Source organism: Streptomyces sp. NPDC053673, from assembly GCF_055585225.1.
On the sequence record NZ_JBVJKN010000038.1, the window covers coordinates 1 to 21,371 of the forward strand.

At 71.9% G+C, this 21,371-nt stretch carries 21 protein-coding genes and 1 pseudogene; 12 read left to right on the top strand and 10 right to left on the bottom strand.

Features of this window, described 5'->3' with window-relative positions:
* Positions 1-96: 96 nt before the first annotated feature.
* The 5 genes from ACZ6ZQ_RS33230 to ACZ6ZQ_RS33250 form a co-directional block, all read right to left on the bottom strand.
* A complete protein-coding gene (locus ACZ6ZQ_RS33230; RefSeq protein ID WP_469772237.1) occupies positions 97-933 on the bottom strand; it encodes a DUF4142 domain-containing protein in 837 nt (278 codons plus the stop codon).
* A gap of 67 nt (positions 934-1,000) precedes the next feature.
* Positions 1,001-2,053: a TIGR04222 domain-containing membrane protein gene (locus tag ACZ6ZQ_RS33235; protein ID WP_469772285.1), complete on the bottom strand. Its 1,053-nt coding sequence runs from the start codon at positions 2,051-2,053 to the stop codon at positions 1,001-1,003.
* Positions 2,054-2,064: 11 nt separating this feature from the next.
* Positions 2,065-3,519: an MbnB/TglH/ChrH family RiPP precursor modification enzyme gene (locus ACZ6ZQ_RS33240; protein ID WP_469772238.1), complete on the bottom strand. Its 1,455-nt coding sequence runs from the start codon at positions 3,517-3,519 to the stop codon at positions 2,065-2,067.
* 137 nt (positions 3,520-3,656) lie between these two features.
* Positions 3,657-4,439 carry a DUF4142 domain-containing protein gene (locus ACZ6ZQ_RS33245; protein ID WP_469772286.1) on the bottom strand — a complete coding sequence of 261 codons (783 nt, stop codon included), beginning with the start codon at positions 4,437-4,439 and terminating at the stop codon, positions 3,657-3,659.
* Between the two features lie 120 nt (positions 4,440-4,559).
* Positions 4,560-5,291 (bottom strand): peptidyl-tRNA hydrolase, encoded by a 732-nt coding sequence (locus tag ACZ6ZQ_RS33250; RefSeq protein WP_469772239.1) that lies wholly within the window; start codon positions 5,289-5,291, stop codon positions 4,560-4,562.
* A gap of 81 nt (positions 5,292-5,372) precedes the next feature.
* On the opposite strand from ACZ6ZQ_RS33250, the gene ACZ6ZQ_RS33255 reads away from it, so the two are divergent.
* The 3 genes from ACZ6ZQ_RS33255 to ACZ6ZQ_RS33265 are packed head-to-tail and all read left to right on the top strand — an operon-like array spanning position 5,373 to position 7,665.
* Positions 5,373-6,050, top strand: coding sequence for an AIM24 family protein (locus ACZ6ZQ_RS33255; protein WP_469772240.1), 678 nt, complete (start codon positions 5,373-5,375; stop codon positions 6,048-6,050).
* 11 nt (positions 6,051-6,061) lie between these two features.
* Positions 6,062-6,988 carry an ABC transporter ATP-binding protein gene (locus tag ACZ6ZQ_RS33260; protein WP_469772241.1) on the top strand — a complete coding sequence of 309 codons (927 nt, stop codon included), beginning with the start codon at positions 6,062-6,064 and terminating at the stop codon, positions 6,986-6,988.
* Positions 6,985-7,665 carry an ABC transporter gene (locus tag ACZ6ZQ_RS33265; protein WP_469772242.1) on the top strand — a complete coding sequence of 227 codons (681 nt, stop codon included), beginning with the start codon at positions 6,985-6,987 and terminating at the stop codon, positions 7,663-7,665. Before ACZ6ZQ_RS33260 ends, ACZ6ZQ_RS33265 begins: the two co-directional genes overlap by 4 nt.
* Positions 7,666-7,676: 11 nt before the next feature.
* Here the strand turns inward: ACZ6ZQ_RS33265 and ACZ6ZQ_RS33270 are convergent, their stop codons facing one another.
* On the bottom strand, positions 7,677-7,808 hold the full coding sequence (locus ACZ6ZQ_RS33270) for a hypothetical protein (protein ID WP_469772243.1): 132 nt from the start codon (positions 7,806-7,808) through the stop codon (positions 7,677-7,679).
* A gap of 181 nt (positions 7,809-7,989) precedes the next feature.
* Here ACZ6ZQ_RS33270 and ACZ6ZQ_RS33275 point away from each other — a divergent pair.
* The 3 genes and pseudogenes from ACZ6ZQ_RS33275 to ACZ6ZQ_RS33285 all read left to right on the top strand — a co-directional run.
* Positions 7,990-9,099: pseudogene (locus tag ACZ6ZQ_RS33275) on the top strand (S1 family peptidase); the annotation flags it as partial.
* A gap of 358 nt (positions 9,100-9,457) precedes the next feature.
* The gene (locus ACZ6ZQ_RS33280) at positions 9,458-9,826 is read left to right on the top strand and encodes a hypothetical protein (RefSeq protein ID WP_469772244.1); all 369 of its coding nucleotides are present in this window, start codon (positions 9,458-9,460) and stop codon (positions 9,824-9,826) included.
* 423 nt (positions 9,827-10,249) lie between these two features.
* Positions 10,250-10,642, top strand: a complete 393-nt coding sequence (locus ACZ6ZQ_RS33285) for a hypothetical protein (protein ID WP_469772245.1) — start codon at positions 10,250-10,252, stop codon at positions 10,640-10,642.
* 136 nt (positions 10,643-10,778) lie between these two features.
* On the opposite strand, the gene ACZ6ZQ_RS33290 is transcribed toward ACZ6ZQ_RS33285, so the two are convergent.
* From ACZ6ZQ_RS33290 to zapE, 4 genes are all read right to left on the bottom strand, one after another.
* The gene (locus ACZ6ZQ_RS33290; protein ID WP_469772246.1) at positions 10,779-11,666 is read right to left on the bottom strand and encodes a PPK2 family polyphosphate kinase; all 888 of its coding nucleotides are present in this window, start codon (positions 11,664-11,666) and stop codon (positions 10,779-10,781) included.
* Between the two features lie 266 nt (positions 11,667-11,932).
* The gene (locus tag ACZ6ZQ_RS33295; RefSeq protein WP_469772247.1) at positions 11,933-13,369 is read right to left on the bottom strand and encodes an alkaline phosphatase PhoX; all 1,437 of its coding nucleotides are present in this window, start codon (positions 13,367-13,369) and stop codon (positions 11,933-11,935) included.
* 107 nt (positions 13,370-13,476) lie between these two features.
* The gene (locus tag ACZ6ZQ_RS33300) at positions 13,477-13,902 is read right to left on the bottom strand and encodes an OsmC family protein (protein WP_469772248.1); all 426 of its coding nucleotides are present in this window, start codon (positions 13,900-13,902) and stop codon (positions 13,477-13,479) included.
* A 66-nt stretch (positions 13,903-13,968) separates the two neighbouring features.
* Complete coding sequence (gene zapE / locus ACZ6ZQ_RS33305; protein WP_469772249.1) at positions 13,969-15,045, bottom strand: cell division protein ZapE; 1,077 nt, start codon at positions 15,043-15,045, stop codon at positions 13,969-13,971.
* A gap of 197 nt (positions 15,046-15,242) precedes the next feature.
* Here zapE and ACZ6ZQ_RS33310 point away from each other — a divergent pair, with 197 nt between their 5' ends.
* The 6 genes from ACZ6ZQ_RS33310 (at position 15,243) to ACZ6ZQ_RS33335 (ending at position 21,357) form a co-directional block, all read left to right on the top strand.
* Entirely contained in the window at positions 15,243-16,007 is a 765-nt protein-coding gene (locus tag ACZ6ZQ_RS33310) for a pyrimidine reductase family protein (RefSeq protein WP_469772250.1), read from the top strand.
* A 103-nt stretch (positions 16,008-16,110) separates the two neighbouring features.
* Entirely contained in the window at positions 16,111-16,581 is a 471-nt protein-coding gene (locus tag ACZ6ZQ_RS33315) for an indole-3-glycerol phosphate synthase (RefSeq protein WP_469772251.1), read from the top strand.
* A 43-nt stretch (positions 16,582-16,624) separates the two neighbouring features.
* Complete coding sequence (murC, locus tag ACZ6ZQ_RS33320) at positions 16,625-18,019, top strand: UDP-N-acetylmuramate--L-alanine ligase (protein WP_469772252.1); 1,395 nt, start codon at positions 16,625-16,627, stop codon at positions 18,017-18,019.
* Positions 18,020-18,041: 22 nt separating this feature from the next.
* On the top strand, positions 18,042-18,449 hold the full coding sequence (msrB, locus tag ACZ6ZQ_RS33325; RefSeq protein ID WP_469772253.1) for a peptide-methionine (R)-S-oxide reductase MsrB: 408 nt from the start codon (positions 18,042-18,044) through the stop codon (positions 18,447-18,449).
* Between the two features lie 286 nt (positions 18,450-18,735).
* Positions 18,736-19,905: a xylose isomerase gene (gene xylA / locus ACZ6ZQ_RS33330; RefSeq protein ID WP_469772254.1), complete on the top strand. Its 1,170-nt coding sequence runs from the start codon at positions 18,736-18,738 to the stop codon at positions 19,903-19,905.
* 177 nt (positions 19,906-20,082) lie between these two features.
* Complete coding sequence (locus ACZ6ZQ_RS33335; protein WP_469772255.1) at positions 20,083-21,357, top strand: ROK family protein; 1,275 nt, start codon at positions 20,083-20,085, stop codon at positions 21,355-21,357.
* Positions 21,358-21,371 lie beyond the last annotated feature (14 nt).

Consider the following 21,371-nt stretch of genomic DNA (forward strand, 5'->3'; position numbering starts at 1 on the left):
GCGGCGGCGACACAGAGCCGGCCGCAGCTGATGCCCGCCGCGGCCCACGCCAGCAGCAGGAAGAGGACCCAGAACATGGCGGATTTCTACGCGAGGTCACCTCTTGCGCGCCATGGGAATTCCAGGATGCGGACGACCGTGTGTCATGGACCCGTGGTGGCGGGGCGGGGCCTGCTCACGGCGGGCGGCAGCGGCGGCAGGCTTCTGCCGCAGGTACTTCGGGGACGGGGTGACCGGGACGGCGGACCGCGGGGTCCTGCCGGGCACCGGCGGCGGGGGACCGGTCGGGCTCGCTGTGGCGGTGCCCGCGTCCTGTGCGGCGATGGCGTCGAAGTCGACGAGTCCGGTCGCCTCCAGGCACTCGATGTGGTCGAGGACGGCCGTGTTGGCGTCGTCGGCGAGGGCGCGCACCAGGGAGTTGCGGGTGGTGTGCCGGACCTCGGCGATCAGCGTGAAGAAGGTGCCATGGGCCTGGCGCAGGGTGTTGCTGAATCTGACCGCGTACTCCTGGCCGTGGGCGTCGGTCAGTTCGGTCAGCCAGTCGCGCTGCCGGTCCGTGGGCTGACTGGGCAGCTCCATGGTGAGCCGGGACGCGACCTCGCGGACCCGGGCGTCGAGATAGGTGTGGCCTTCGACGAGATGCCGGCCGGCCACGGTGACGGCGCGGCTCGGCGCCCGGCCGACGGCCTGCTGGCCGGCCGGGAGCGCCCACAGCCCGGCGAGTCTGACCTGGACGATGAAGTCCCGGTCGGCGGCGGACAGCGGGCCCCAGCGGGTCGGCACGGCATCGGCCGTGAGGCCGGCCGTCCCGTGCGTGCCGGCGCGGTCCGCGTACGACCAGAGGGGGAACACGAGCGCGGCGATGGTCGCCGTCACGGCGACGACGACCAGTCCGGTGCCGGCGAGCGGGGTGAAGCGGGCGGGGGTGCGCATGGTGCCTCCTGCGTGCGGCCCGCACGCTACTGGGCGCCGTGCTGATCCCGTGGGCGGTTGCGGGAAGTCAGCCGGAACTGCCCCCACCGCAGCTTGAACCCCCGCCTCCGCCGCAGCTGGATCCGCCTCCTGAGCTGCCTCCGCAGCTGGATCCGCCTCCTGAGCTGCCTCCGCAGCTGGAACCCCCGCCCGACGAGCTTCCGCAGCCGCTGCTCCCGCCGCAGGAGCTGCCGCTCGCGCCGCCGCACCCCCCGCCGCCCGACCCGCCGGAGCCGGGCCCCGACATGGCGCACCAGACGACGGCCGGGGCAGGGACGTACGCATCCGACGAGCCGCTGCCGCTGCTGCTGTGGCCGGCCCGCCCGCCGCCGGTCCGCACCAGCCGGGACGCCGCCATGAGCTGTGCCTGGAACACCGGGTCGGGCAGCGCGCGCACCCCGCCCAGCGCCACCCGGTGGCCGACGTCCGCGCTGTACGCATGCGCCGCGCGGTACTCCCAGGCCGCCCGCCGGCCCGCGGGGGTGACCTTGCTGCTCGCGCGCGCGGCGCAGACCAACCCGATCACCAGGCCCGCGAGGCAGGCCGGCAGCACCTTCACGATGAACGGGAAGGGAGTGTCCGCAAGCCCGTCGTGCGCCGCGTACTGCACGATCGTCAGGACCATGGAGAGCGGCAGCATGACGAAGGACGCGGCCGCCTGCCAGCCGCCCCGGACGCGCCACGGGCGGCCCGCGCCCGCCGGAACCATCAGTCCGCGTGCCGCAAGCCCGTCGCCGATCTCCTGCACCGCGGGGTTGCGCATCACGGCGAGCCGGAGCGTGTGCAGGGCGCCGCTCGGCGCCGCGGTGAGTTCGAGCAGGACGGCGCGCTCGACATGGTTGCGGGCGACGGGCTGCTGGACGGCGACGATGCCCGGGCCCCCGACCGCCAGGCGCCCGTCCGCCTGCATCGCGGCGAGGGCGGTGTCGGCGACACGTGCGGGCCCGCCGTTCAGGAACGCGACCTCCAGCAGGTCGTGCACGGGGCCGCCGGGGCCGCGGCGCGTGCCCGCCACACCCTTGATCAGCAGCACCGAGGAGGCGGCCACGGCGAGATACACCAGCACGGCGAGTACGTTCATCAGCACGGGGGTCACCTCCGGACGAGTGCGGCGCGGGCCGCGCGTACGAAACGGGCCGAACGGCGCGGCGGGCGGGGCGCCGCCCGGTCCTGCCACCAGTGGGTGAGCCGCCGCCGGGCGGCCGGGTCCGCCGGCCGGCCCGCGATCAGCAGCTGCTCGGCGAAGTCCAGCGCGTCCCGCCGGTAGCCGTCCCGCATGGGGCGGGACTTGGCGTACGCCAGGAACGCGGGCCGGTAGCCGCTCCCGAGGATGTCCGGAAGCTCGGGCGCGACCTTGGCCACGACATCGGCCCGCTTGGCGGCGAGCGCGCGGATCTGCACCTGGAGCCGCCGCGGATCGAAGCCCTCCGGCGCGGGCGTCCCGGCGACCAGCGCGGACAGCAACGCGGCCTGGGCGAGCCCGACCCGCTCCCGCGCGGGCGCGCCGTCGGGCTCGGCCTGCTCGTGGCTGCCCTGCCCGTGGCCCGCCTGCCCGGACTCGGCCGGCGCGGACTCGGCCGGCGCGGACAGGAGGCAGGCCTCCCGCTCCACGGCGCCCCGTGTCTCGCCTCCGTCATCGCCTCGCGCACCGTCACCCGGTGCGGCGGCGGCCACCGTCGCCCGTATCGCCTCCAGTTCCGTCTCCAGCTCCGCCGCCGGCGGGAAGTCGTCGTCGCGCTCCAGCAGCACTCCCGGCGGGTCCGTCCGGGAGCACAGCTCCGCCAGGATGTCGAGGACCGGCCGGGAGACCGGATGCGCGTGCGTGTCGTGCCAGATGCCGTCGCGCTCGACACCACCTGCCACGTGGACGTACGCGATCGCCTCGACGGGCAGCTCGTCGAGGGCCTTGACCGGGTCCTCGCCCCGGTTGATGTGATTCGTGTGGAGATTGGCGACATCGATGAGCAGCCGTACGCCGGTCCGCTCGACCAGCTCCGCCAGGAACTGGCCCTCCGTCAGCTCCTCCCCGGGCCAGGAGACCAGCGCCGCGATGTTCTCCAGCGCGAGCGGCACCGGCAGGGAGTCCTGGGCGATGCGCACGTTCTCGCAGAGCACGTCCAGGGCGTCGCGGGTGCGCGGCACGGGCAGCAGATGCCCGGCTTCCAGGCGCGGCGTCGCGGTGAGGGGGCCACCGGCCCGGACGAAGGCGATGTGCTCGGTGACGAGCGGCGATCCGAGTGCCTCGGCACGCTCCGCCAGGTCCGCCAGCCGCTTCTCGTCGGGCCGGTCGGCCCCGCCGATCCCGAGGGAGACACCGTGCGGGACGACGGTGACACCGCGCTCCAGGAGCCGTACGAGGGAAGCGGGAAGGTGGCCGGGGCAGACGTTCTCCGCGACGACCTCGACCCAGTCGACGCCGGGCAGCCGCTCCACGGCGTCCGCGATCTCCGGTCGCCAGCCGATACCGGTGCCGAGCCTGCCGAGCGTGTTGAGCCTGCCGAGTGTGTCGAGCCGGTCGGGCGTGTTGAGCCGGTCGAGCCTCTTCATGGGTCCCCTCCTCTGCATGTGCAGTGGTCATGGCCCCGCCAGAGCCTGCCGAATCCGGAGGAGGGGACGTTCAGAGCTTGATTTGAGGTTCGTTCCGAGGGCCCAGGGGCCTGTCTCGCCGGACAGGCCCCTGGCCGTCAGCCTCCCGCCCCCGGCGCGGGACGGTCGGTGTTGACCGCGGTCGGCGGTCCGGGCTGCGTCGACGGCCGGGACGTGAACGACTGGTCCTGGCCCGTGGGAGCCGCCGGGGAGGGCGCGGGCGGCAGGTTGCCGTTCGGGGGCGGCGGGCCCGTGGGGCTGGCCGTCGCGCCGCCCGCGGCCTCGTTGGCGATCGCGTCGAAGTCCACCAGGCCGGTGGCTTCGAGCATGGTGATGTGGTCGAGGACGGTCTGGTTCGCGTCGCTCGCCAGCTGGCGTATCAGCGTGTTGCGGGTGGTGTGCCGGACCTGGGCGATCAGCGCGAAGACCTTGCCGTGCGCGTTGCGCAGCAGGTTCGCGAACTTGTACTCGTACTCCTTACCGGTCGCCGCCGACAGCTCGCGCAGCCAGCCCTGCTGCTGCTCGCTGGGCTGGTTCGGCAGTTCCACGCCGAGCTTCGCCGCCACATCACGGGCCCGCAGGTCGAGGTCGGTGTGGCCGACGACGAGGTGGTCCCCGGCGTCCTTGATGGCCTTGCTCGGCGCGCGTTCGATCGCCTGCTGGCCCGCCGGCAGCTCCCACAGTCCGGCCAGCCGGACCTTCACGAGGAAGTCGCGGTCGGTCGCCGACAGCGGGCCCCACTGCGTTGCCACGGACGAGGCGTTGAGGTTCGCCTGCCCGGTTCCGGAGCGGTCGGCGTAGGACCACACGGGGAACGCGAGCGCGCCGACAGTGGCGACCAGCGCCGCGATGATGAGCGCTGTCCCGTTGATACGCCGCAACAAATGTGCCTCCCGAGCCGTTGTGCGTGTCGCAGAATCAACCGGCAACCGAACCGGCGGTTCAACCTACTTGGCAGTACTGGAAGGTACGTAACAGGGCCCGGTTCTGTTCAGTTCTCCTCAGCCGCGCCCGGGACGGCCGGCCACGACCGTGACCGAGCCCGGCGCGATCTCCGTGAAGCCCGCGTCCCGTACCGTCGGCAGACCGCTCGTGGTCAGTTCGGCCCAGCGGCCGGGATGCGCGGTCCGTACGGCCAGCGGGAATCCGGCCTCGCGCCACGCCTTGCGCTCGGCGTCGTCCATGTCCCACCACAGCAGTTGCGCCCCGTGTCCGACCTGCGCCATCTCCTTGCCGGTCGACATGTGCAGATCGGGGTTGAGCCAGATCAGGGCCTGGCGGGGGTCGATGCCACCGGCCGGGTCCGCAGGGTTCGCCGTGTCCTGCGTGTCATCCGGGTCCTCGAGCTCCGTCCCCGACACCTGCAGTTTCACCAGCTCCTTGGGCCAGCCGTCCAGCGGCACCGGCGGGAACACCCGTACCTCGGCGGTCTCTCCCGTCACCGTGATGCCGGGGAGCGCCGAGGCCCGCCGCCACTCCGCACCGCGCGCCCGCCGCACCACCTTGCGGATCCGGGCGTCCTGCCAGTCCCGCATCGCCTGCGCCCATTCCCCGTCACCGAGCGAGCGCTCGTCCGAGAGGATGACCAGCACCGCGCGGGCCGCGGCCTCCAGCGCGTCGGTACGGGACGGCGGAGCGGTCTTCTCGATCCGGACCACGAGCGGAAGGACGTACTGCGGAGCCTCGTCGCGCGTGGTGCGCTCCTGCCGGAAGGGACTGTCGGTGCTGTTCACCCGCTCAGTCTGCCAGCCGCCCTGTCGGCGGTTGTTGGCGATGGTTGGCGGAACGAAACGCTCCGGGTGACGATGCTCCGCATGAAGAGCGATCTCTTTGCCAGCGAGAACATGGCGCAGCAGGCTTCCGCACCCGGAATGAGCCTGCAGAACGCCAAATCGATCAAGTACGCCGTCAACGGGGAGATGTTCGCGCGACAGGGAGCGATGATCGCCTATCGCGGAAACCTCCAGTTCGAGCGGAAGGGCCAGGGCATAGGCGGCATGCTCAAGCGCGCCGTCACCGGCGAGGGTCTGCCGCTGATGGCCGTACGCGGCCAGGGCGAGGCCTGGTTCGCTCACGAGGCCGCGAACTGTTTCATCGTCGACATCGACCACGGCGACGCGCTCACCATCAACGGCCGCAACGTCCTCTGCTTCGACCCGACGCTCGCGTACGAGATCAAGACCGTGAAAGGCGCCGGAATGACCGGGGGCGGCCTGTTCAACAGCGTCTTCACCGGCTACGGCAAGCTCGGGGTGATGTGCGAGGGCAACCCGCTGGTGATCCCCGTCACCGCGCAGCAGCCCGTGTACGTGGACACCGACGCGGTCGTCGGCTGGAGCGCCCAGCTGAACACGTCGCTGCACCGCTCGCAGTCCATCGGCTCGATGATCCGCGGCGGCTCGGGCGAGGCGGTCCAGCTGATGCTGCAGGGCGAGGGATTCGTGATCGTCAGGCCGAGCGAGCTGACCCAGCAGAAGGCGTCGGCGAACTGAAACTGCGAGGAGTGGGCCGCCGTTACGGCCTGGGCGGCCCGTGGGTGCTGCGCGGAGTCGGCCTCGACCTGGCCGCGGGGACGCTGGTCCGGGTCGAGGGCGGCAACGGCAGTGGAAAATCCACCCTGCTGCGGCTGCTCGCCGGGATCGACGCGCCGACCGAGGGACGCATCACGGGACGGCCGCGCACGGCGTACGTGCCCGAACGGTTCCCGGCCGCGCTGCCGTTCACCGCGACCGGCTATCTCGTCCACGTCGGTCGTGTCCATGGCCTCGGCCGCGGTGCGGCGGAGCGCGGCGCGCGTGAGTGGCTGGAGCGTTTCGGGGCCGCGGGCCGTGCGCGTACGCCGCTGACCGAACTGTCCAAGGGCACCAGCCAGAAGGTCGCGGTGGCCCAGGCGCTGCTCGCCGCGCCGGAGCTGCTGGTCCTCGACAAGGCCTGGACAGGTCTCGACACCGGGGCCCGCGCCGAACTCGACCTGGCCGTCGCGCAGCGCGTCGCCGCCGGAGCGACGGTCGTCTTCGTCGACCACGATCCGCGGCGGCTGGCGGGCGCGGTCGACGTGGGGCATCGCGTCGAGGGCACGGGGCTGGTGCCGGCGCCGGTCGCGCCCTCACCTGTGGCGGCAGGAGCGGTCCGCATCGTCGTGTCGGGCCCGCCGGGAGCGGCACTGCCAGCCGGGCTGCCGCTGTCGCGCACGCGCGGTACGGGTGCGGACGGTGCGGGTGCGGACGGTGCGGGCTCGGGCGTGGGTGCCGTTGCCGGCGCGGACCGTGCGGGCACGCACGGCATCGCCGTCCTGGAGGTGCCGGACACCCACTCGGACGCGGCGCTGCGGGCACTGCTGACGGCCCGCCCGCCGTGGCACGTACGGTCCGTGGCCCCCGTCCCCGTGTCGGCCGGTCCGGACGCCGGGGCCCGCGAGCGGGACTCATGAGCGCGCTCGTCCGCTACCAGTCCGCCCTGCTGGTGCGCTCGCAGCGCTGGCTGGCGCCCGTCCTGCTGTACGCGGCCTTCCTTGCCGTCGGTGTGCAGTCCGGGCAGCCCGTGCTGGACTCGCTCGGGTACGCCGCCGCCGCGCTGTTGCCCGTCACCGCCTGGCTGGTCCGGGTCTGCGCCAACCAGGAGCCCGCCGCCGCCCGGAACATCGTGGCAGCGGCGGCCGGCCCGCCGCGGGTCCATCTCGCCACGCTGGCCACGGCCGCGGGCTGGGCGACCCTCCTGGGCGCCGCCGGCACGGTCGTCGTCGCGCTGATCAGCAAACCGATGAGCGGCGACAACCGCGTCGCCGTCCCCCTCCTGCCCGCGACGGCCGCCGGGCTGCTCGCCGCCGCGGTGTGTGTGCTGACCGGCGCGGCCGTCGGGGCGCTGTGCACCCGGCCGGTGCTGCACGGCCGCGGCTGGTCGATCGCGGCCACCGCGTCGGCCTCGCTGCTCGCCCTGGTCCTGACCGGCTCCCCGGCGCAGGCGGCTGTCACCGGCCTGGTCACCGGCTCCCGCACCGGGGCCATGCACTACCCGGTGGCTCCGCTCGCGGCGGCGGTGCTGGTCGCGGCCGCGGCGTTCGCCCTGACCTGCCTGCTGAGCCACCGGCGCGACGGCGGCGACGGGTGACGGGTGACGGGTTACGAGGAGACGACGGTGACGACGGGGACGACGGGAGCGGCGGCGCCGTTCCCCGCTCCGCCGCCGGTGCACCCGGTCAGCGCCGCCCCGATCGCCGCCAGTGCCGTCAATCTCCGTACAAAGATGCTCACTCGCGGAAAATATACGATCATCCGTTGATGCCGGGAACACCTCGCCCTGACGGTCGGTCAAGAAGATTTCTTTGCCGATGCGATGAGCAGAACCGGGTGCGCCATCCGTATGAAGGGCCGGACGCGTCCCCCGGTCTCCTTCGGCGACCGGAGTCCGTACCCCCCCGCAGGAGGCAAAGAGTTGAGTCACAGGCGCATACCCAAGCGGAAGGCGATTCTCGCCGGAGCCGGGGCGGTGGGCATTGCCGCAGCGGCCGTGCTGCTGCCGAATGCCAACGCTTCGCAGTCCGGGTCGGGGGACGAGCCGGACGCCCCCAGGAAGATGAGCGCGGCGTCCGCCTCGAAGCTCGTCCAGCAGCTGGGCAAGCAGCTCGGCGAGTCCTACGGCGGGGCGTACTACGACGCGGCGAAGAAGCAGCTCGTCGTCAATGTCGTGGGCGACAACGACAACGTGAACGGCCAGGTCGAGCGGGCCGGTGCGGTGGCCCGCAGCGTGCAGAACAGCGCGAGCACCCTGAAGTCCGCGACGCAGTCGCTGTCCCGCGACGCGAGCGTTCCGGGGACCGCCTGGGCCGTCGACCCGAGGACGAACCAGATCCTGGTCACCGCCGACCGCACGGTCACCGGCGGGCGCTGGGACAGAGTCGAATCGGCGGTCGAGTCCCTGGGTGACGGCGTGGCCCGGATCCAGAAGTCCGCGGGCGAGTTCAAGCCCCTCATCGAGGGCGGGGACGCCATCTTCGGCGGCGGCTCGCGCTGCTCGCTCGGCTTCAACGTGACGACGCAGGACGGGCAGCCCGGATTCCTCACCGCTGGCCACTGCGGCGTCGCCGCCGAGCAGTGGTCGGAGGACCAGAACGGCGCGCCCATCGGTACGGTCCAGGAGGCCGTCTTCCCCGGCGAGGGCGACTTCGCACTCGTCACGTACGACGATCCGGGCACCGAGGCTCCGAGCGCCGTCGATGTCGGCAACGGACAGCTCGTGGAGATCGGGCAGGCGGCCGACGCGGCCGTCGGCCAGGAGGTCTTCCGCATGGGCAGCACCACCGGCCTGAACGGCGGCCAGGTCACCGGCCTCAACGCCACCGTGAACTACCCGGAGGGCACGGTCACGGGGCTCATCCAGACCAACGTCTGCGCGGAGCCGGGCGACAGCGGCGGAGCCCTGTTCACCAGGGAAGGGGACGCGGTCGGCCTCACCTCGGGCGGGAGCGGGGACTGCACTTCGGGCGGTGAGACGTTCTTCCAGCCGGTGACGAGCGCACTGGCCGCGGTCGGCGCCGAGATCGGCTGACACACGCAGCGGTGGGCCCCGGGCATCGGCGGATGCCCGGGGCCACGCGCGGCCTCTCCCGTCCGAACGCGCGCTCGGGCATCCTCGACGCGGAAGCGGCGTGCGCCGTGGGTGCGTTCCGGAGAAACGGGTGGGGAACATGAGACGGATCACGGGTGCCGCGGGGCTGTTGGCCGTGGCTCTGCTGGTGTCGGGGTGCGACGGGAGCGGCGCGGCGAAAGGCGCGCCGGACAGCACTGCGAGCAGCGCGCCGGCCACCGCCTCCCCGTCTTCGCCCTCGTCCCCGCCGTCCCCTTCGCCGTCCCTTCCGTCCCCTTCGCCGTCCCTTCCGTCTCCTTCGCCCTCCCCGCCGGACGTGCCCACCGCCGTCCCCGCCCCCGCGCCCACCGGCAAGGACGAACGACTCGTCGCCGCGACCATGACCGGTGGCATCGACGGCCGTCACGAAAGCGTCATCGTCCGCGGCGACGGCTCGTACACCCGCCTGGAGCGCGGCAAGCCCGATGAGTCGGGCCGGTTGACACCGGCCGAACTCGCGACGCTCCGCAAGGCACTTTCGGACGCGGACTTCCCGCGACTCCCACGGATCTCGATGGGAGATCCGGTCCCTGACGGACGGGTGTACGCGATCATCTACGGCGGCCGCGAGGTCGTGACCGGCGACCCGGCGCCACCGCCCGCGCTCGGCAAGGTGCTCTCCGCGCTGCCGTTCGCGGACCGGTGACCCGGACCGGCCCCGCGGGGATCAATTCCGGCGGCATCAATTCTGGCGAGGCGACAGTGGGTTGTACCACGTTTGACTTTCTTGTGGTGGTATGCCTACTTTAGGGACAGATTGTTGGAAGTATTCGCCTTCTTGCTTTCATGAGGAGGCGAACAATCTCAAGATCCCGATCGACGACCCACCAGGGACGTCGTCCGACGGACAGATGCCCCGCCGCGGGGCCGCTCAACGGAGCAGCCCGGGCAGGCCCGATGGCACGCGCTCAGCGCGTGAGCCGGCCGTGGCAACTCACGCCATGTTCAAGGCCGACGTACCGGGTCCTTTCGTGAACGCATCGTATTCACGCTGGTGCTGACGCCACCGCGGCCGTGCAGGGCTCTCAGTCCCGTCCATGCCCCGGGAAGGGAAAGCACCATGCGGGCAATGACATCCAGGATATTCAGGCTGTGCGCCAGCCTGTTCGCGGCTCTGGCTCTGACCCTCGGCGGAGCCGGCATGGCGAGTGCCACCAGTACGTCCAGCACGGCCCACCCGTCGCACGGCTATTGCGTCTACTACTACTCGGTCGGGTTCGGCTTCTTCGAGCCTTACTACGACTACTGCTATGACTACGGCTACTACGGCGGCTACTACGGCTACTACGACGACGGCGGCCGTGGATTCGGTGACCGTGGCGGCGACCGTGGATTCGGTGACCGTGGCGGTGACCGCGGCGGCGACTTCGGCGACCGCGGCGGCAACGGCGGTGACCGTGGCGGCAACGGCGGTGACCGTGGCGGCAACGGCGGCGGTGGCGGTGGCGGCGGTCGCCGCTGACGCCCGAGGACTGACGGCGCATCACTTCGGTGACGCCGGCACGTTTCACTCCGGCGGTCCCCGCATCGCGACGGCGGCGCGGGGACCACTCGCGTCCGCCGCGCCGGCATGGGAATACGGACATCGGAATACCGGCTCACTCCGACCGCCTCGCTACCCCCTCCAGCAGCAGCTTCCTGGACACCTCCACGTCGAAGGCCCCCTTCGGATACTGCGGATCCAGCTCTTCCAGGTGCTCCAGGAGCAGTCGGCTGACCGCCCAGTTCCGGTACCACTTGCGGTCGGCCGGGACGACGTACCACGGCGCCTCGGGAGTCGAGCAATGCTCCAGCACCAGCTCGTACGCCTTCTGGTACGCGGGCCAGAGCGCGCGCTCCTCGATGTCGCCCGCGTCGAACTTCCAGTGCTTGTCGGGATTGTCCAGCCGTGCCAGCAGCCGCCGGCGCTGCTCCTCGTACGAGATGTGCAGGAAGACCTTGACCACCGTCACGCCGTCCTCGGCGAGCGACTTCTCGAACTGGTTGATCTGGTCGTAGCGGCGGCGGATCCGGCCGCGAGGTGCCAGGTCACGCACCCGCGCGATCAGGACGTCCTCGTAGTGCGACCGGTCGAAGATGCCGATCTCCCCGGAGCGCGGCAGCTCCCGCATGATCCGCCACAGGAAGGGATGGTCCTGTTCCTCCGGGGTCGGAGCCTTGAACGCCTTGATCCGGCAGCCGGCCGGGTTGAACAGACCGATCACATGCTTGACCGTGCCGCCCTTGCCGCTGGTGTCCATGCCCTGGAGCACCAGCAGCAGCCTGCGGCGGTCGCCCGCCGTGCCGGCCGCGTACAGCCGTTCCTGAAGGCCCGCGAGGCGTTCGCCCATCGCGGCGGTGGCCGCGAGGGCGGCGGCCTTGTCCCCGGGGCCGGCCGGGGTGGCCTCGGCGTCGTACGAGGCGAGGTCGACCCCGTCGCCCGGACGGACGCGGAGCAGTTCACGGAGCCGCTCGGGCTTCTCGTCCACGGAGTCCTTCTTCGCCATCTCGTGCCCCTTCCCGGTCCGGCCCGGTTCCCCGATCCTCCATCGGAACGGGCGGCCCCGCGAGCGAAGTGTGGTGGAAGTGCAGATTCAGGATCACCGGGGTCACACCGGCGAGGGCGGTCCGGTGACGATGGGCAGTCGCACCCTTGGGCCCGTGCTGCCACCGCGTTACGCGCGGATCGGCGCGCGGACGGCCGCATACGCGGCCGGCGCACGCGGCAGCGCACGCGGACCGGCGTCCACGGCCGCCCACGGCCGCACCCGGGTCAGCGCCAGGGGCCGGTCACCGCGAACGTGGTGCCGGGCGTGTAGCAGTTGACGTACATCGTCCCGCCGTCCGGCGAGAACGTGACCCCTGCGAACTCGCCCCACTCCGGCTCCTGCGGAGTGCCGATGTTCTGGCGGCCGCGGGCCAGCGCGTACACCTCGCCACGCTTCGTCAGCCCGTACACATGCTGCGCGCCGCTGCCGTCCTCGCACACCATCAGCCCGCCGCCCGGTGCCAGGCAGATGTTGTCGGGCGACTCGCCGGGCAGCTGGATGTCGGTCGACGGCCCGAAAACGATCACGAGCGTGAGGCGGCGCCGCCGCGGCTCGTACCTCCACACCTGGCCGAAGTGGTCGGCGGCCGAGCCGTCCTTGCTGCGGGCGAAGCTGGAAACGAAGTAGACGGACGAGCCTCCCCAGTAGCAGCCCTCCAGCTTCTGGGCGTGGGTGATGCCCTTGGGCCCGAAGTCCTGCAGCCGGACGGGCGTCTGCCGCGCCTGGGGATCGGGCACGGGGACCCATTCGACGCCGTCGAAGCGGGCGCCGGTCTCCTGGATCGCGGACAGGTCCGGCACCCCGGGCACCCGCATCGCCTGCAGCTGCCCGCCGGCCCGCAGCGAGCCCGTGCCGCCGAGCGGCTTCTCGGGCAGGAAGCGGTAGAACAGCCCGAACGGCTTCTCGAAGGCGTCCTCCGTCTCGTACACGATCCCGCTGTGCGGATCGACGGCGATCGCCTCGTGCTGGAAGCGGCCCATCGCGGTCAGCGGAACGGCTCCGGTGCGGCGCGGGTCGGCGCCGTCGACCTCGAAGATGAAGCCGTGGTCCTTGGCGTAGCCGTTGGTGCCGGCCTTGTCCTCGGTCTCCTCGCAGGTCAGCCAGGTGCCCCAAGGCGTGGGCCCGCCCGCGCAGTTGACGGCGGTGCCGGCGATGGCAACCCGCTCGTCCAGGACGTTGTTGCGTCCGTCGAGGGTGAGCGACGTACAGCCGCCCTTGCCGGCCGGGTCGTAGGTGAGGCCGTCGACGGTGGGGACACCGATGCGGGCGTCGCGCCGGTTCTCGTGGTTGCGTACGAGATGGACGCGACCGCGGCGGCCCCGGAGGGTGGCCATGCCGTCGTGGTTGCTCGGTACCGGCCCCTCGCCGGAGCGCAGCTGCTCGCCCTCCCGGGACAGGACCTGGTAGCGGAAACCTTTCGGCAGGTCGAGCAGTCCTGCCGGGTCGGGTACGAGCGGGCCGTAGCCCGAACGGCCGCGGGCGGCGGCGGTTCCCGTGAAGAGTTCGGAGAAGGCTCCGGTGAAGGCGATGCCGGCGATGCTCGCGCCGGTGCCGGTGAGGATCCGGCGCCGTGTCGCTGCCGGTGGCTCGGAGCCGGTCCCCTCCCCGGCTGTCGCTCGCCCTGCGGTCGCACCTTCGGCGTTCGTGGGTACTGCGGTCATGAGGCAACTCCCTGCTGGCGGACAGGAGATGTGACCCGCATGTGTGTACCACGCGTGCAGTTGCGCGTGAAGCATGCGGGTCACAGTGCCCCGTGGGGGAGCCGGTGCTACGCCAGCTTGGCGGTGAGCGTGATCGTCGTACCCGTCAGCGCCTGGCTCACCGGGCAGTTCTTCTTGGCCTCCTCGGCGGCCGCCTGGAAGCCGTTCTCGTCGAGGCCGGGGACCTCACCGGTGACGGTCAGGTGGATACCGGTGATGCCCTCACCCGGCTGGAAGGTGACGTCGGCCTTGGTCTCCAGACGGGTGGGCGGGTTGCCCGCACCGGTGAGTCCGTGGGACAGGGCCATGGAGAAGCAGCTGGAGTGCGCGCCGGCGATGAGCTCCTCCGGGCTGGTCTTGCCGTTCGCCTGCTCGGCGCGCGACGGCCAGGAGACGGGCTGGCTCGGGATGCCGGAGGAGTCGAAGGAGACGACGCCCGAGCCCTTGAGCAGCTCGCCTTCCCAGACGGTGTGCGCCGTACGCGTGGTGGCCATGATGGATCCCTTCTCAAAGACTGCAAAGTTTGCAATCGGTTCCAACCGGCCCCAACCTACTGGAACCTACTGGCCGACAAGGCCCTTCGCGTCCCGGGCGAGCGCCGTCAGCCGGGAGATCGCCCGGAAGTACTTCTTCCGGTACCCGCCCTTCAGCATCTCGTCGCTGAACAGCTGGTCGAAGGGGAGGCCGGAGGCCAGCACCGGCACCTCACGGTCGTACAGCCGGTCGGCGAGGACGACGAGCCGCAGGGCCGTCGACTGGTCCGGCACCGGCCGCACATCGGTGAGGCAGACCGCGCTCAGTTCGTCCGTCAGCGCGCCGTAACGGCTGGGGTGGACGCGCGCGAGGTGCTCCAGCAGCCGGGGGAAGTCGTCGAGCGAGGCGCCCTCGGTGGCGTACGCGGCCTTGGTCACCTGCTCGTCCGAGTACGGCGGCGGGGCCTCGGGCAGTCCGCGGTGGCGGTAGTCCTCGCCGTCGATCCGCAGCGGCCGGAAGTGCGCGGAGAGGCCCTGGATCTCGCGGAGGAAGTCGACGGCGGCGAAGCGGCCCTCGCCCAGCTTGCCGGGCAGCGTGTTGGAGGTGGCCGCGAGCGCGACGCCCGCGTCCACGAGCTTGCCGAGCAGGGTCGAGACGAGGACGGTGTCGCCGGGGTCGTCCAGCTCGAACTCGTCGATGCAGAGGAGGCGGTGCCCGCTGAGCGTCTTCACCGTCTGCTGGAAGCCGAGCGCGCCGACGAGATTGGTCAGCTCCACGAAGGTGCCGAAGGCCTTGAGGGACGGCTCGGCGGGCGTCGCGTGCCAGAGCGAGGCCAGCAGATGGGTCTTGCCGACGCCGTAGCCGCCGTCCAGGTAGATCCCGCGCGGCCCGGTGGGCTCCGGCGGCTTCCTGGCGAACCAGCGGCGCCTGCCGCTGCCGGTGGCGTGCGCACCGCCCAGACCCGCCGCGAAGGTGCTCAGCACGGTGACCGCCTCGGCCTGGCTGGGCTGGCTCGGGTCGGGGACGTACGTGTCGAAGCGGACCGAGTCGAAGCGCGGCGGCGGCACCATCTCGGCGACCAGGCGGTCGGCGGGGACGTGGGGCTCGCGGGCGCACAGGGACAGCGGGACCGCTTCGGTTATGGGGGTGGTCGACACAACCATCCACTGTACTGAGTCGCGCCGTGCCCGGGTCCGCCGCACTCCGGTAGGCATGCCGGCGTCACGCCGCACTCCGGTAGGCATGCCGGCGTCACGCCGCACTCCGGTAGGCATGCCGGCGTCACGCCGCACTCCGGTAGCCGTGCCGGCGTCACGCCGCACTCCGGGAAGGGCGGCGGGGACGTGCCAGACTGCACGGCATGCGACGCCTGTTCCCTGTGACCGACCCGACAGCCGAGACGACCGACCGGGAGTGGGGGCTCGACGAGCTGGCCGACGCCTACGCGTACCCGTCCGGCGGCGGTCCCTGGCTGCGGGCCAACATGGTCTCGTCCCTGGACGGCGCGGCCCAGCACGACGGACGCTCCCAGCCGCTCTCCTCCGACATGGACATGCGGATCTTCGGCACCCTGCGGGCGCTGGCCGACGTGGTGGTCGTCGGCGCGGAAACGGTACGGCAGGAGGGCTACCGGCCGGCCCGCGCCCGGGAGGCCTTCGCGGCGCGCCGGGAGGCCGCGGGGCAGGGCCCCGCCCCCGCGATCGCCGTGGTCACCGCGAGCCTCGACCTGGACTTCACACTCCCCCTCTTCACCTCCCCCCTGGTGCCGACGCTGATCCTTACCGGGGCCGCGGCGCCCACGGACCGGGTCGCCGCGGCGCGGGAGGCGGGCGCTCAGGTGCTGATCGCCGGCGAGCGGCGGGGCGTCGACCCGGCCGGCGCCGTCCAGGCCCTGGCCGAACGGGGACTGAGGCGGCTGCTCACCGAGGGCGGACCGCGGCTGCTGGGCCAGTTCGTGGCGTCGGGAGTGCTGGACGAGCTGTGCCTCACCGTGTCCCCGACGCTCACGGCGGGGGACGCCCAGCGGATCGCGGGAGGCCCGTCGCGGAGGGTGCCCGAGCACTTCGCACTGGCGTCGGTGCTGGAGGAGGCCGGGTTCCTCTTCACCCGCTACCGTCGGATCTGACAAGCGGCGGAATTAGCCGCTCCGGTTCGGTCCGGGTGGGCACACTGGTCTCAGACCCCGTGCTGACACGGGGCAGGATGGTTTCCGCAGAAGGGCTCCTGACGTGTTCACAAGCGTATTGATGATCGAGAAGCCCCTCACGTCCACCGACGTGGAATTCGTCACGACCCTGCACGGGGACGAGCCGACCTCCTTCGTCGTCCTCATGCAACCGCGCGGCGACCAGGCCGACCTTCTGCTGCGCGCCATCGACGACGTGGCCATGGGTGAGCTGAAGGAAGCCGTCCGCGAGGGCGAGGAGCCCGGGGGCGAGGAAGCCAGGAAACCCGCGGAGCTCGCCCTCGAGAACTCCCTGGCCGCCCTGCGGGCCGCCGGCTCCGAGGCCGTCGGGCAGGTCGTCGAGGACCACCCCCTGGACAAGATGAAGGCCGTCGTCGAGGAGTCCGGCGCGGACGAGGTCATCGTCATGACCGCACCCCACTACGTCGAGGAGTTCTTCCACCGTGACTGGGCCTCCCGCGCCCGGCACAAGGTCGGCGTACCGGTGCTCAAGCTCTTCGCGCACAGCGAATAGGCTGGGGCCTTCGCACGACGTCGCACCCCTGGGAGACACAGTCATGGCATCCGGCATCCCCCACGCCATGGAACGGCCGCACTTCATCGGCATCGGCGGCGCCGGAATGTCCGGGATCGCGAAGATCCTCGCGCAGCGGGGCGCGAAGGTCGCCGGCAGCGACGCCAAGGAGTCCGCCACCGCGGAGGCGCTGCGGGCGCTCGGTGTGACCGTTCACATCGGACATGCCACCGAGCACCTCGCGGACGACGCGTCGTGCGTCGTCGTCTCCAGCGCCATCCGCACCGACAACCCCGAGCTGGCCCGCGCCGCCGAGCTGGGCGTGCCGGTCGTGCACCGCTCCGACGCGCTCGCGGCGCTCATGCGCACCTCGCGCACCATCGCGGTGGCCGGCACCCACGGCAAGACCACCACCACGTCGATGCTCGCCGTCGCGCTCACCGAGCTGGGCCTCGACCCGTCGTACGCGATCGGCGGCGACCTCGCCGGACCGGGGACGAACGCCCGCCACGGCGACGGCGAGATCTTCGTCGCCGAGGCAGACGAGAGCGACCGCAGCTTCCAGAAGTACGACCCGGACGTCGCGATCGTCCTCAACGTCGAACTCGACCACCACGCCAACTACGCGTCGATGGACGAGATCTACGAGTCCTTCGAGGCCTTCGTCGCCAAGATCCCGGCGGGCGGCACGCTGGTCGTCGGCGAGCACGCGGGCGCCCGGGAACTGGCCTCGCGGGTCGCCGCACGAGAGGACCTGACGATCGTCAGGGTCGGCGAGGACGACGGCTGCGACGTCCGGATCCGCCGCATCCAGCCGAACGGCATGACCAGCGAGGTCACCGTCGCCGTCCCGGACCACGGCGAGATCACCTTCACCGTCTCCGTCCCCGGCCGCCACTACGCCCACAACGCCGCCGCGGCACTGGCCGCCGGCGTCCGCATGGGCATCGAGCCCGCAGACCTGGCTCGCGCCCTCACCGCGTACACCGGTGTCGGCCGCCGCCTCCAGCTCAAGGGCGAGACCAAGGGCGTCCAGGTCATCGACTCGTACGCGCACCACCCCACCGAGATGACCGCCGACCTGGAGGCCATGCGCGCGGCGGCGGGCGACCGGCGCCTGCTGGTCGTCTTCCAGCCGCACCTCTTTTCCCGCACCCAGGAACTCGGCACGGAAATGGGCCAGGCCCTCGCCCTCGCCGACGCCTCCGTGGTCCTCGACATCTACCCGGCGCGGGAGGACCCGGTCCCCGGTGTCACCAGCGCCCTCATCATCGACGCGGCCACCGCGGCGGGTGCCGCCGTGACCCCCGTCCACGACAAGGCGGCCGTCCCGGACGTGATCGCGGGAATGGCCGCCCCCGGTGATCTCGTTCTCACCATGGGCGCGGGCGATGTGACGGATCTCGGACCGGAGATCCTGGCCCGCCTCGCCGAGTGAGGCCGAGTGAGGGAGAGCGAGCATGGCGTACGACGTCGAGAAGCCCGACGAGCAGTGGCGAGCGGAACTGACCCCCGCGGAGTACCAGGTGCTGCGCCAGGCCGGCACCGAGCCCGCCTTCCGCGGTGAGTACACGGACACCAAGACCAAGGGCGTCTACTCCTGCCGGGCGTGCGGCGCCGAGCTCTTCACCTCCAACGAGAAGTTCGCGTCGCACTGCGGCTGGCCGTCCTTCTACGACCCGAAGGACACCGACGCCGTCGAGCTGATCGAGGACCGGTCCCACGGGATGGTCCGGACCGAGGTGCGCTGCGCGCGCTGCGGCTCGCACCTCGGGCACGTCTTCGAGGGTGAGGGCTACCCGACCCCGACGGACCAGCGGTACTGCATCAACTCGATCTCTCTGCGACTGACGCCCGACGAGGACTGACGGCGCGGTCGAGCAGCCGCCGGCAGGCTTCGGCCTGCCGGCGGCTGCTCTGTGTCGTCGAGCTGCTCTGTTTGGTCGAGCTGCTTTGTGCGGTCGATCGGCGCGCCGGTGTCGACGGCCGTCCGGAGTGGAACGGTGTTTGATCTGGCAGGAAACAAAATGTGCGCCAGGCCTCGCAGGGGTGGAGCGGTGTCCCAGGTGTCCGAGGGTTGGCGGAGCGCACCTCGTAGGGTATTGGTAAGGAGAACAAACAAATAAGCCGCCGCATCACCCAAGGGGCCGCACCATGTCGCTGCAGTTCACTCCCACCTCGCAGGACAAGTTCACCTTCGGCCTGTGGACCGTCGGCTGGCGGGGGCGCGACCCCTTCGGTGACGCCACCCGCCCGGCGCTGGACCCGGTCGAGTCCGTCGAGCGCCTGGCCGAGCTGGGTGCGTACGGTGTGACATTCCACGATGACGACCTGGTCCCCTTCGGCTCACCGGACGCCGAGCGCGAGGCGATCGTGAGGCGCTTCAGGGCTGCGCTGGAGCGCACGGGTCTCAAGGTGCCCATGGCGACCACCAACCTCTTCACGCACCCCGTCTTCAAGGACGGTGGCTTCACCGCCAACGATCGGGACGTGCGCCGCTACGCGCTTCGCAAGACCATCCGCAACATCGACCTCGCCGTCGAGCTGGGCGCCACCACCTATGTCGCCTGGGGCGGCCGGGAGGGCGCGGAGTCCGGCGGCGCCAAGGACGTGCGGGTCGCGCTCGACCGGATGAAGGAGGCTTTCGACCTGCTCGGCGAGTACGTCACCGAGCAGGGCTACGACCTGCGCTTCGCCATCGAGCCGAAGCCCAACGAGCCCCGCGGTGACATCCTCCTGCCGACCATCGGCCATGCCCTGGCCTTCATCGAGCGCCTGGAGCGCCCCGAGCTGGTCGGCATCAACCCGGAGACCGGCCATGAGCAGATGGCGGGCCTGAACTTCCCGCACGGCATCGCGCAGGCGCTGTGGGCGGGCAAGCTCTACCACATCGACCTCAACGGCCAGTCCGGCGTCAAGTACGACCAGGACTTCCGCTTCGGCGCGGGCGACCTGCGCCAGGCGTTCTGGCTCGTCGACCTCCTGGAGACCGCCGGCTACGAGGGTCCGCGGCACTTCGACTTCAAGCCGGTGCGTACCGACGGCTTCGACGGTGTGTGGGAGTCCGCGAAGAACTGCATGCGCAACTACCTGATCCTCAAGGAGCGCGCCGCCGCCTTCCGGTCCGACCCCGAGGTCCAGGAGGCGCTGGTCGCGTCCCGGCTGGACGAGCTCGCCCTGCCCACCGCCGCCGACGGCCTCAAGGGCCTGCTGGCCGACACCTCCGCCTACGAGGACTTCGATGTGCAGGCCGCCGCCGAGCGTTCCATGGCCTTCGAACGTCTCGACCAGCTGGCGTTGGAGCACCTGCTCGGCGTGCGCTGACCGGGTCGACCGGGGAAGCGGGGCCCGAGGGAGCACGGACGTCGTACCCCGAGGGGGCACGGACGTCGTACATGATGCGTTCGTCGTACATGATGCGTTGGTGTGTTCGTCGCAGTGATGCGTACGTCGCACTTGAGACGGAGCTGTCCTGTCAGGGGGCAGGTAGGGAGTGAGTACGTGCCACGGAGCGCCGCCGCAGCGGCCGGCCCACCAGGGCCGGCCCCTGTGGACCTGGCGGCGATGCGCCGCGTCAACCTGGGCCGCGTCCTGGCCGAGGTCCGCTCGGCGGGCCCGCTGTCCCGGGCGACGGTCGCCCGGCACACGGGCCTGACCCGTGCCGCGGTCTCCAGCCTCGTCGCGGAGCTGATCGAGCGCGGGCTGCTGCGGGAGACCGACTACCAGCAGGACGGCACGGTCGGCCGCCCCGGACGGCGTCTGGAGATCGACGGACGGTCGGTGGCAGCACTGGGCCTCGAAGTCAACTCCCGTTACCTGGCTGCCTGGTCGATGGACCTCGCGGGCCGGCAACTGCAGGAGCGGCGCCTCGTGCACGATGCGCCACACGAGGATGCCGAGGACACGATCCGTACGCTTGCCGCGCTGGCCGACGAGCTGATGGAAGCCGCTCGCCGGGCCGGGGTGCACACAGCGGGTGTCGGCGTGGCCGTCCCCGGCCCCGTGGACATCGCCACCGGTCGCGTGTGCTCCGCGCCGAACCTGCACTGGCGGGACGTTCCGGTCGCCGGGCTGCTGCGCGATCTGCTGGGCGTGCCGGACGACGTGAGCGTCGCCGTCGACAACGAGGCCAACCTGGCCGCCCTGGCCGAACGCGGTCACGCCCGGTCCAGGGCCGCCGACCTGGTGTACGTGACCGGGGAAGCGGGCATCGGTGCGGGCATCGTCGCGGGCGGCACGCTGCTGCGCGGCGCCGGCGGCTTCACCGGCGAGCTGGGGCACCTCCAGGTCGATCCCGCGGGCGAGCGGTGTGCCTGCGGGCGCACCGGCTGTCTGGAGACCAAGGTCGGCCTGTCCGCCGCGATCCGCACCACCGCTCCCGACCTGGCGAGAGAGGAGGCGTCGGGCGCCGCGTCCCACGACCCCGAGGAGCAGGCCCAGGAATTGCTCCGCCGTGCCACGGCAGGAGACCCACGGGCGCTGGCCGGCCTGGACGAGATCGGCCGCTGGCTCGGCATAGGCCTGTCGATCCCGGTGAACCTCCTCAATCCGGAGGTGATCGTGCTCGGCGGCTATTTCGCGACGGTCGCCCCCTACCTCGTGCCCGCCGCCATGCGCGAGCTGCGCGAACGAGCCGTGGCGGGCGACCCGGCGGTCTGCCGGGTGACCGGCTCGGCGCTGGGCTTCACCGCGGCGGTGCGCGGGGCCGCCGGCATCATCGTGGAGGAGATCTTCGCCGACCCGGGCCGTGTGGCTGTGCGCGAGGGCGCCTCCTGACCTGGTGGCCTCCT

Excerpts from the sequence above, each read along its gene's own strand:
- ACZ6ZQ_RS33230 (WP_469772237.1), bottom strand. The coding sequence starts at position 933 with ATGCGCACCCCCGCCCGCTTCACCCCGCTCGCCGGCACCGGACTGGTC.
- ACZ6ZQ_RS33235 (WP_469772285.1), bottom strand. The coding sequence starts at position 2,053 with ATGAACGTACTCGCCGTGCTGGTGTATCTCGCCGTGGCCGCCTCCTCG.
- ACZ6ZQ_RS33240 (WP_469772238.1), bottom strand. The coding sequence starts at position 3,519 with ATGAAGAGGCTCGACCGGCTCAACACGCCCGACCGGCTCGACACACTC.
- ACZ6ZQ_RS33255 (WP_469772240.1), top strand. The coding sequence starts at position 5,373 with ATGAAGAGCGATCTCTTTGCCAGCGAGAACATGGCGCAGCAGGCTTCC.
- ACZ6ZQ_RS33265 (WP_469772242.1), top strand. The coding sequence starts at position 6,985 with ATGAGCGCGCTCGTCCGCTACCAGTCCGCCCTGCTGGTGCGCTCGCAG.
- ACZ6ZQ_RS33285 (WP_469772245.1), top strand. The coding sequence starts at position 10,250 with ATGACATCCAGGATATTCAGGCTGTGCGCCAGCCTGTTCGCGGCTCTG.
- ACZ6ZQ_RS33290 (WP_469772246.1), bottom strand. The coding sequence starts at position 11,666 with ATGGCGAAGAAGGACTCCGTGGACGAGAAGCCCGAGCGGCTCCGTGAA.
- ACZ6ZQ_RS33295 (WP_469772247.1), bottom strand. The coding sequence starts at position 13,369 with ATGACCGCAGTACCCACGAACGCCGAAGGTGCGACCGCAGGGCGAGCG.
- ACZ6ZQ_RS33300 (WP_469772248.1), bottom strand. The coding sequence starts at position 13,902 with ATGGCCACCACGCGTACGGCGCACACCGTCTGGGAAGGCGAGCTGCTC.
- zapE (WP_469772249.1), bottom strand. The coding sequence starts at position 15,045 with ATGGTTGTGTCGACCACCCCCATAACCGAAGCGGTCCCGCTGTCCCTG.
- ACZ6ZQ_RS33310 (WP_469772250.1), top strand. The coding sequence starts at position 15,243 with ATGCGACGCCTGTTCCCTGTGACCGACCCGACAGCCGAGACGACCGAC.
- murC (WP_469772252.1), top strand. The coding sequence starts at position 16,625 with ATGGCATCCGGCATCCCCCACGCCATGGAACGGCCGCACTTCATCGGC.
- msrB (WP_469772253.1), top strand. The coding sequence starts at position 18,042 with ATGGCGTACGACGTCGAGAAGCCCGACGAGCAGTGGCGAGCGGAACTG.
- xylA (WP_469772254.1), top strand. The coding sequence starts at position 18,736 with ATGTCGCTGCAGTTCACTCCCACCTCGCAGGACAAGTTCACCTTCGGC.